The 7552-nt window shown below is 43.5% G+C and carries 6 protein-coding genes; 1 reads left to right on the top strand and 5 read right to left on the bottom strand.

Annotated features, from left to right (window positions below; all coding sequences use genetic code 11):
- Nucleotides 1-19: 19 nt before the first annotated feature.
- The gene (locus DA100_RS09535; protein ID WP_138971924.1) at nt 20-1333 is read left to right on the top strand and encodes an IS4 family transposase; all 1314 of its coding nucleotides are present in this window, start codon (nt 20-22) and stop codon (nt 1331-1333) included.
- Between the two features lie 43 nt (nt 1334-1376).
- On the opposite strand, the gene DA100_RS09530 is transcribed toward DA100_RS09535, so the two are convergent.
- The 5 genes from DA100_RS09530 to DA100_RS09510 all read right to left on the bottom strand — a co-directional run bounded on the left by DA100_RS09530 (nt 1377) and on the right by DA100_RS09510 (nt 7545).
- Nucleotides 1377-3869, bottom strand: coding sequence for an EAL domain-containing protein (locus DA100_RS09530; RefSeq protein ID WP_138971923.1), 2493 nt, complete (start codon nt 3867-3869; stop codon nt 1377-1379).
- Between the two features lie 303 nt (nt 3870-4172).
- The gene (locus tag DA100_RS09525) at nt 4173-4439 is read right to left on the bottom strand and encodes a DUF2960 domain-containing protein (RefSeq protein WP_138971922.1); all 267 of its coding nucleotides are present in this window, start codon (nt 4437-4439) and stop codon (nt 4173-4175) included.
- Nucleotides 4440-4497: 58 nt separating this feature from the next.
- Nucleotides 4498-6267, bottom strand: a complete 1770-nt coding sequence (locus tag DA100_RS09520) for a bifunctional molybdopterin-guanine dinucleotide biosynthesis adaptor protein MobB/molybdopterin molybdotransferase MoeA (RefSeq protein WP_138971921.1) — start codon at nt 6265-6267, stop codon at nt 4498-4500.
- Nucleotides 6267-6851 carry a molybdenum cofactor guanylyltransferase MobA gene (gene mobA, locus DA100_RS09515; protein WP_138971920.1) on the bottom strand — a complete coding sequence of 195 codons (585 nt, stop codon included), beginning with the start codon at nt 6849-6851 and terminating at the stop codon, nt 6267-6269. The genes DA100_RS09520 and mobA overlap by 1 nt, the downstream gene beginning before the upstream one ends.
- Nucleotides 6829-7545 carry an energy-coupling factor ABC transporter ATP-binding protein gene (locus tag DA100_RS09510; protein ID WP_138971919.1) on the bottom strand — a complete coding sequence of 239 codons (717 nt, stop codon included), beginning with the start codon at nt 7543-7545 and terminating at the stop codon, nt 6829-6831. The genes mobA and DA100_RS09510 overlap by 23 nt, the downstream gene beginning before the upstream one ends.
- Nucleotides 7546-7552 lie beyond the last annotated feature (7 nt).

Here is a 7552-nt window from a genome sequence, read left to right as displayed (position 1 = left end):
CAGACACTCGGATTTTTTTATGTTTCTAAGACAAGCACTTAACCAAGTTCATCAATTCTCTGTTGAGCAACTCTCAGGTTTATCTGACCTTCTCTCTCCTGAACTCATTGCTCAATGTATGGAAGATACGGGTATCACAACCATGCGTAGACGCAGATTGCCCATGGAGATGATGGTTTGGAGTGTTGTTGGGATGTCCCTATATCGCCATTTATCTATGGAGAAAGTTGTCTCCAAGCTAGATATTCTTCTTCCTGGCAAAAAACCGTTTGTTGCTCCAAGCGCAGTAATCCAAGCAAGGCAAAGGCTAGGTTCTGATGTCATGAAATCCGTTTTTACTCAAACGCAGAAATTATGGAATGACAAAACGCCACACCCAGATTGGCATGGTTTAACTCTTCATGCTGTAGATGGTGTGGTCTGGCGAACCCCAGATACTAAAGAGAACGATGAGCGCTTCAGTCGTACTCGAAATCAAAAGTGCTTATCTGAGTATCCTCAAGTTCGAATGGTCTGCCATATGGAACTGACAAGCCATCTTCTTAATAGCGCATCATTCGACTCAACATCGATAAGTGAAGTAGATTTGACAACAAAGCTTATTGAACACTCTCCAGACCAAAGCCTGACCATCTTTGATAGAGGTTTTTACGCTCTAGGGCTTTTACATCGTTGGCAAACGACCGGAAGCGAAAGGCATTGGCTTATTCCTATGCGCAAAGGGGCTCAATATACAACGGTTCGCAAACTGGGACGTGGAGAAGAATTAGTTGAGCTGAAGCTCTCTCCACAAGCAAAAAAGAAATGGTGTGATGCCCCGGAAATACTAGAGGCTCGCCTAATAACTAAGGTAGTTAAGGGGAAAGAAATACGACTGTTAACGTCAATGACAGACCCTTTACGTTACCCAGGAAAAGATATTGCGGAGCTTTACAGTCATCGGTGGGAGATAGAGTTAGGCTATCGAGAGATGAAGCAATATATGCTTCAAAACAGCCTTACTCTACGAAGCAAAAAACCAGAACTCGTTATACAAGAGTTGTGGGGGATGTTGCTAGCCTACAACTTACTTCGCTTCTTAATGTGCCAAATGGCTTACGACCAGAATAAAGTAATGCCTTATCAAATAGGCTTTAAGCAAGCGTCGTTGTTCTTAATAGGTCAGTTACAACTCCTTCCTGCTGTTGCGCCAGGTAGAATCCCTGAGGTAATGAACTACATACTCGATATGGCTGAGAGTTTTACGCTGCCAGAAAGGCGAGATAGGAGCTACCCAAGAGTGGTAAAAAGAAGGCCCAGTCGCTACGCGACTAGGCCTTCAAAAAGGTATTAAATGCTTCTTAACTGACAAGCATTAGACCATTTGGTCCCGTTTGTTATTCGCCTTGGTTAATCCGTTTGATCTCTGCTTCAATCTCCTCAAACGGTTGAGGTTTACTGATTAAGTAGCCCTGAATGTAGCGACATCCTAATTCTTGAAGCAGAGTCAGTTGTTGTTCATCTTCAACACCTTCCGCGATCACTTCTAGCCCAAGTTGGCGCGCTAACAGGTTTACCGATTTAATTAACACCGCGTTGTTGAGATTGGTTGAAATATCTCGGACAAAAGAGCGATCGATTTTTAGGATATCAATCGAATTCTTCATTAAGTTAGAGAATGATGCGTAGCCAGTACCAAAGTCATCCAACGCGACTTTAACGCCTTTCATGCGTAACACACTGAGTAGATCCTGAACATGTGGTTTATCTTCAAGAGGGATTGACTCGGTGACCTCGATAATGATGTCCTTCTCAGACAAACCTGACTGACCAATGATGTTCAAGATCGAACAGTTGGATGGGTCTTCTTCGCTTAGTTCATCGATAGATCGGTTAATCGACATCAAAATATTTTCATAGCCGCGAGATTTTAAACGTTGCAGATCCTGACAGGACTTCTCCAACACAATTTCGCCAAGCTGGAAAATATAGCCAAGATTTTCAGCGATAGGGATGAACTCGAATGGAGAGATAATCTCACCGTCTTCGTTCCAGCGCGCAAGAGCTTCGAGTTTGACTACCTTGTTACTGTTCAAATCGTAAATTGGCTGATAGTGAACATCAATGCGTTTTTCGTCGATGGCTTTCTTGAGACGTGCACCAAGCGAATACTGTCTTGCCACTCGTTTTTCCAACTGAGTGGAATAGATAGAGGTCGATGGAGCAGGGTCGCTCTTGGCCTCTCGTAGCGCATAGTAGGCCTGCTTTATCGGATGTGTTTTACTTTCAAACTCACTGACATTTGAGCAACCGATGTTCACCGCGAGTTCAATTTCATGATTATCTATCACGACGCTTGTTTCGATCTTGGCGCGAACAAAGCTAACGAATTTATTGACCCCCTCGAGGGTGTCTTGAGTAAAGCTCAGTGCAAACTGATCTGGGCCATATCGACAGATGTTAATCTGATTGGTATCAAAATTGGTCGCCAGAGTATGACCAACATGGACGAGAACCTTATTACCAACGGATTCTCCGTACATATTATTGATTGACGAGAAACGTTTAAGATCGAGAATGATGACTGTTTGATTGTCGGTGTTTGATAAGGCATTAATAAAGTTTTCTCGAGTTTGTAGCCCCGTAAAATCGTGTTCGTTTTTGTAGTTGTTGAGTTCACTTTCAATTGATTTTAGCTTACTAAGATCTTCAAATGTCGCGATGTAGTTTTGTATCTCGCCAACTCGGTTTCGTAACACATAGATACTGAGTTTTTCGGGATAAACGGCGCCAAACTTCGTTTGATTCCAGACCTCACCGCTCCAGTGCCCCTGTTCATGAAGCTCTGCCCACATCTTTTGATAAAAACTCGCCGGATGGAGACTAGAGCTCAAGATAGAAGGCGATTCACCCTCTAGCTCAGCAAAAGTATAGCCAGTAATATCTTTCACTTTTGAGTTGGTACTGATAATACGGTTGTGTTTGTCGGTAATTAATACGCCGTTGCTCGAGAGGTCAACGATCTTTTGCGCAATGGTAAAGTCCGCTTCTAATTGAGAAATATCTGTCGTATTTCGTATGTTGCCTACCACCTTGGTCAATTCGCCTAACTCATTGAATTTTTTATTGTAGCTAATTTCGAATTGCTTATTGATCGGGCACATTTCTCGATAAACAGTGAGAGTCTTAGCTTGCCCCCCAGAGCTTACATCAAGCATGAAGCGATCTAAGCTGATTTTACTCTTAAAGATATAGAGTCGGAAAAAATCAGAAAATTGTAGTCGTTGATTCGGTGCCATGCCCGTCATATTGGCGAGATTTTTAGAATAGCTAAAATGGTTATGAGTGATATCCCATGTCCATGAACCACTTTGCGTTAATTGCTCTGAACGTTCAAATTGTTCCAATAGTTTATTTTTTTGATCTGCAAGGCGTCGCTGAGTGATTGACTTACCGATGAGAAAACCGATGGTTTCTAGCCAAGTCTTATCAAAAGATATATCGGGTAAATCGGTGTTATACATGAGTGCGATAACGCCAACCACTTTGCCACTGCGCGACTGAATAGGAATGCCGAGATAACTGTGCGCATTGATTATCTGTAAGATGGCATCATCAGGGAAAAGTTGTTGAATTTTCTCTTTGTAGACACAGATTTCTCGGTTATCCAGCACCAGTTCACACGGCGTACCACCTAAAGAATAGGTGATGTTTTCCGCTAGCTCGCCGTGGTGCAAGTAGCAGTGAGAATGAGCGATGTTCTGCTCCAGATCATACTCAGCAATCAAACAGTGTTGTGGTTTATAGCGTAAATAGACGTCTTTTAGACAATGGTGGTAAAGCTCTTGTTCATTTCTTGAATCGATGACTTTTGTAATGAGCGATTCCATTGGAAGGGGCCAATCCTTGTTAAGTATTATGTTCTATTTTTATGGTTTATAGGGTTGGCATAAATATTCACACAGGTGCTATTAATTGTATATGTACAATGTACGGTTTTGTGAGGGGAATATTGTCAAAATATAAAATTATCAGTTAATTCAGCTGGATGGAGCGTCGCTGCCTGAACATTAAGGTCTAATAATTCTAGTGTAATTACTCCACTTTGTTTTAAACAACGACCTTATGTTGAGTTAATTTGCCTTGTCTAAGAAAGAACAAAGGCTGGAAAGCCAGCCTTTGAAACGAGGGGATTACGAATTCTTCTTTCCTACACCGAGGTTTTCTTTTTGAGCCAAAGTGATTTTACTAAAGCCAAGTTTTTTAAAGTGATTATCACGATAATTGCGAACGGCTTTGGTGTCTGAAATCGCTTCGATTTGCTGCTCCATTTTTAGGTATGCCGAAATATCAATACCTTCAGCTTCTGCCACTGCCTCGTGAATGTTTCTGTGTTTCTCGTAAGAAAAAGCCAGTGTTTTGTCTTGGTCTTTGTAGGTATATAGGATTGTACGAGCCATAAATATTCAACCGTCTATAAAATAAAGAGGCCAGCTAAGCTGGCCCCTGAATGGATTGCTAGATTCTGCCTTGAAGTGGGATGATTGTCACGCTTTCTCCAACTTTAACCGTGTCAACAGCAGGGGATATTTCGATTAAGCAGTTGGCTTCACTCATTGAGCGAAGAATACCTGAACCTTGCTTGCCCGTTGTTGCGACGGTTAAATGGCCGCGAGAATCAAATTGATAGATGCCGCGACTAAATTCTGTGCGTCCTTGGCGAGAACGCAAGGGTTCAGTGGCGATTGCCTTAATCTTTAATGGCTGCCAATCAAGTTCACCTTGCATCTTGCGTATCGCTGGTTCGACGAAATTAATGAATGACACCATAACCGCCACTGGATTACCTGGTAAACCAAAGAAAGGTTTCTCGCTAATGTTACCGAAAGCGAGTGGGCGACCCGGACGCATATTTATACGCCAAAAATCGATACTACCTAGCTGCTCAAGGGCAAGTTTAATGTAATCGGCATCGCCAACAGAGACGCCACCAGAAGTAATGATCACGTCTGCTTGCTGAGCTGCGCGTTCCAGTGCTTCAACCATCGTCTGTTGGTTGTCCTCAACAATGCCAAAATCCAAAATTTCACAACCAAGATTTTGCAGTAACCCCATAATGGTGAAACGATTTGAATCGAATATAGAGTGCGCTTTTTGCTCATTCCCTGGGGCTTGAACTTCATCACCTGTTGAGAAAACAGCAACTTTAAGCTTACGGTAGACTTGGCATTCACCGTAACCAAGAGAGGCGATCATTCCCATCTCAGCAGAAGAGAGGCGCTGACCACGAGAAAACACATCACTTCCTGCCGCTAGGTCTTCACCTGCAAGACGTACATTCTGACCTTGTTTTATTGAAGCATTAGGGAAAGTGACGCTGTCACTGTTTTCAGTGGCTTGTTCACGCATGACAACTGTGTCGGCAAATTGTGGCGTCGGCGCACCTGTCATGATTTTTACCGCTTGACCTTTTTGTAAAGGTTGTTGGTAAGCATGACCTGCGAGTACTTCAGCCACGACGTGGTAGTGCTGACGATCGAGGTCATCACCACGAATCGCGTAACCGTCCATTGCCGAATTGGTGTATTGCGGCACATTGACTGGTGAAATGATGTTGTTCGATAAAACTCGACCAAAACAAGATGCCACAGCGCACGGCTCATTCTCAGTGACGGTATTGACAAGTGACAGAATTTTTTCTTGTCCTTGTGTGACAGAAAGATACGCAGGGGAGAGGGTGTCACAACATGGCGCCACATGGTTTGGTTGGATACCATTTTGTGCGTACTGAATGACAAACTGAGCAATCGCATCAAGGTCATTGATATCCATTTGTGGCAGTTCGCTATCCTTGACTGGCGTATCCGACGCAATGGCAATGATGTTAGTGTCATTTGGATACAACCAAGGTTTACCCACAACTTCGCGATGCAATTCAATCTTAGGAAACGCGATGTTTTTACAGCCTTCAACCAAAATGATATCGAGTTTATCGGTATCAAAACGTGTCAGTAGATATTGAAATTGTGATTCTTCCTCAGGTGTCTCCGTCATCAGTGCGTAACGATTACGAGAAGAAATCAGCATTTGCGATGCGCCAGCTTTACGAAGACGATAACTATCTTTTCCTTCTTTATCGACGTCAAAATTGTGGTGAGCGTGTTTCAGCATACCAATGCGCAGACCAGTGGTTGTTAGCTTTGGCAATAGTGCTTCAAGGAGCGTCGTTTTACCTGTGCCCGAATAGGCAGCAAAACCTAGAATAGGAATGGGTGTTTGTTCAATCATCAGTCAATGGTACCGAATTGAGCGAGCTCTTCTGGTGTGTTCAAATTAACAAAACAGTTTGGTGAATCGCTAAAGTCGACATACTGGGTATGGCACTCTTTATAAAGTAGGATGATTTTGCGATCACCGCGCTCTAAGAAAGCGGTTAATTTGGGAAGAACTCTTTTGTGATAAAGGGTGAAAACCGGCTGTTGGTGGTCACCATCGTGAGCAACGAGAATATCCGTCTCGTCGGTGACAGAAGCGCAAAAACGCTCGACGAGATCGTTATTGATCAGTGGACTGTCACAAGGGACGAATCCTACCCAGTCTGTTGGTGCGTTGAGCAGTCCCGCATGGATACCGCCCATTGGCCCAGGATAGTCTTTAAATTGATCACTAAATACTTCGCCGAACTGAGTATAAATACTCTGATTTCGGTTAGCGTTAATCATGATGCGCTCAGTCTGTGGAGTGAGACGCTCGATAACGTGTTGAATGAGTGGTTTGTCATTCAGTTGGACAAGCCCTTTGTCTTGTCCGCCCATACGGGTTGCTTGTCCACCAGCTAAAATGACCCAGCTAGTTTGCATTGGAGGAAGCATAATTAGTTTGTAACTCTTTGTCGGTTATTACTTGAAGCAGAGGAGACTCTACCAAAGTGGCTTCTTTTATCCACCATTGTTTACGGCATAAAGCGGTCAAGGCGTTTTGCTGATGACTGGTTATCACCAAACTTGACCCACGTTCGAGAAGGTCTTGCGCCATAATCACTAAACGGTCGATCGATTCTTGATCTAAAGAAGCACTGGGTTCGTCCATCAGCAAAATCGAAGGCTTTAGAATCCACGCTCGTGCCATTGCAACGCGCTGCTTTTCGCCCCCCGAAAGCACTGAGATGTGTTCGTCTGCAAGAGTTTCTAAGCCTACCATGCGCAGTGCCGTAATAACTTGAGCTCGCTTATCTTTTGCTGTTTCTTTTTGATAGCGAATACCGTATGCAACATTCTGGTATACCGTGCCATCAAATAAATAGGGAGACTGATGGAGGTAGATAACATTTTTTCGTCCCGATCGCGAAAAGAGTCTGTTGCGCCACGAGTCACTGGGGGCGATAACTTTACCGGTGGTGGGTTTGATCAACCCAGAAAGGATTTTTAGCAGGGTAGTTTTACCGACACCATTATCTCCTTTTAGATAAATGGCGTCGTTTGGACCAATATTCAAAGTAGGGACGTGAAATAGCACGCGCTCTTTGAAGCGCATAGAAAGTTGCTGTGCCGTTATTTTTATAGTCATACAGCGT

Origin of the sequence: Vibrio sp. Hep-1b-8, from assembly GCF_006124995.1 — a bacterium.
In the GTDB taxonomy this organism is placed as follows: domain Bacteria; phylum Pseudomonadota; class Gammaproteobacteria; order Enterobacterales; family Vibrionaceae; genus Vibrio.
Note: the sequence above shows the minus strand (reverse complement) of the source record. Positions and strands in the feature narration are given on the sequence as shown.

Excerpts from the sequence above, each read along its gene's own strand:
- DA100_RS09510 (WP_138971919.1), bottom strand. The coding sequence starts at position 7,545 with ATGACTATAAAAATAACGGCACAGCAACTTTCTATGCGCTTCAAAGAG.
- DA100_RS09535 (WP_138971924.1), top strand. The coding sequence starts at position 20 with ATGTTTCTAAGACAAGCACTTAACCAAGTTCATCAATTCTCTGTTGAG.
- DA100_RS09520 (WP_138971921.1), bottom strand. The coding sequence starts at position 6,267 with ATGATTGAACAAACACCCATTCCTATTCTAGGTTTTGCTGCCTATTCG.
- mobA (WP_138971920.1), bottom strand. The coding sequence starts at position 6,851 with ATGCTTCCTCCAATGCAAACTAGCTGGGTCATTTTAGCTGGTGGACAA.
- DA100_RS09530 (WP_138971923.1), bottom strand. The coding sequence starts at position 3,869 with ATGGAATCGCTCATTACAAAAGTCATCGATTCAAGAAATGAACAAGAG.
- DA100_RS09525 (WP_138971922.1), bottom strand. The coding sequence starts at position 4,439 with ATGGCTCGTACAATCCTATATACCTACAAAGACCAAGACAAAACACTG.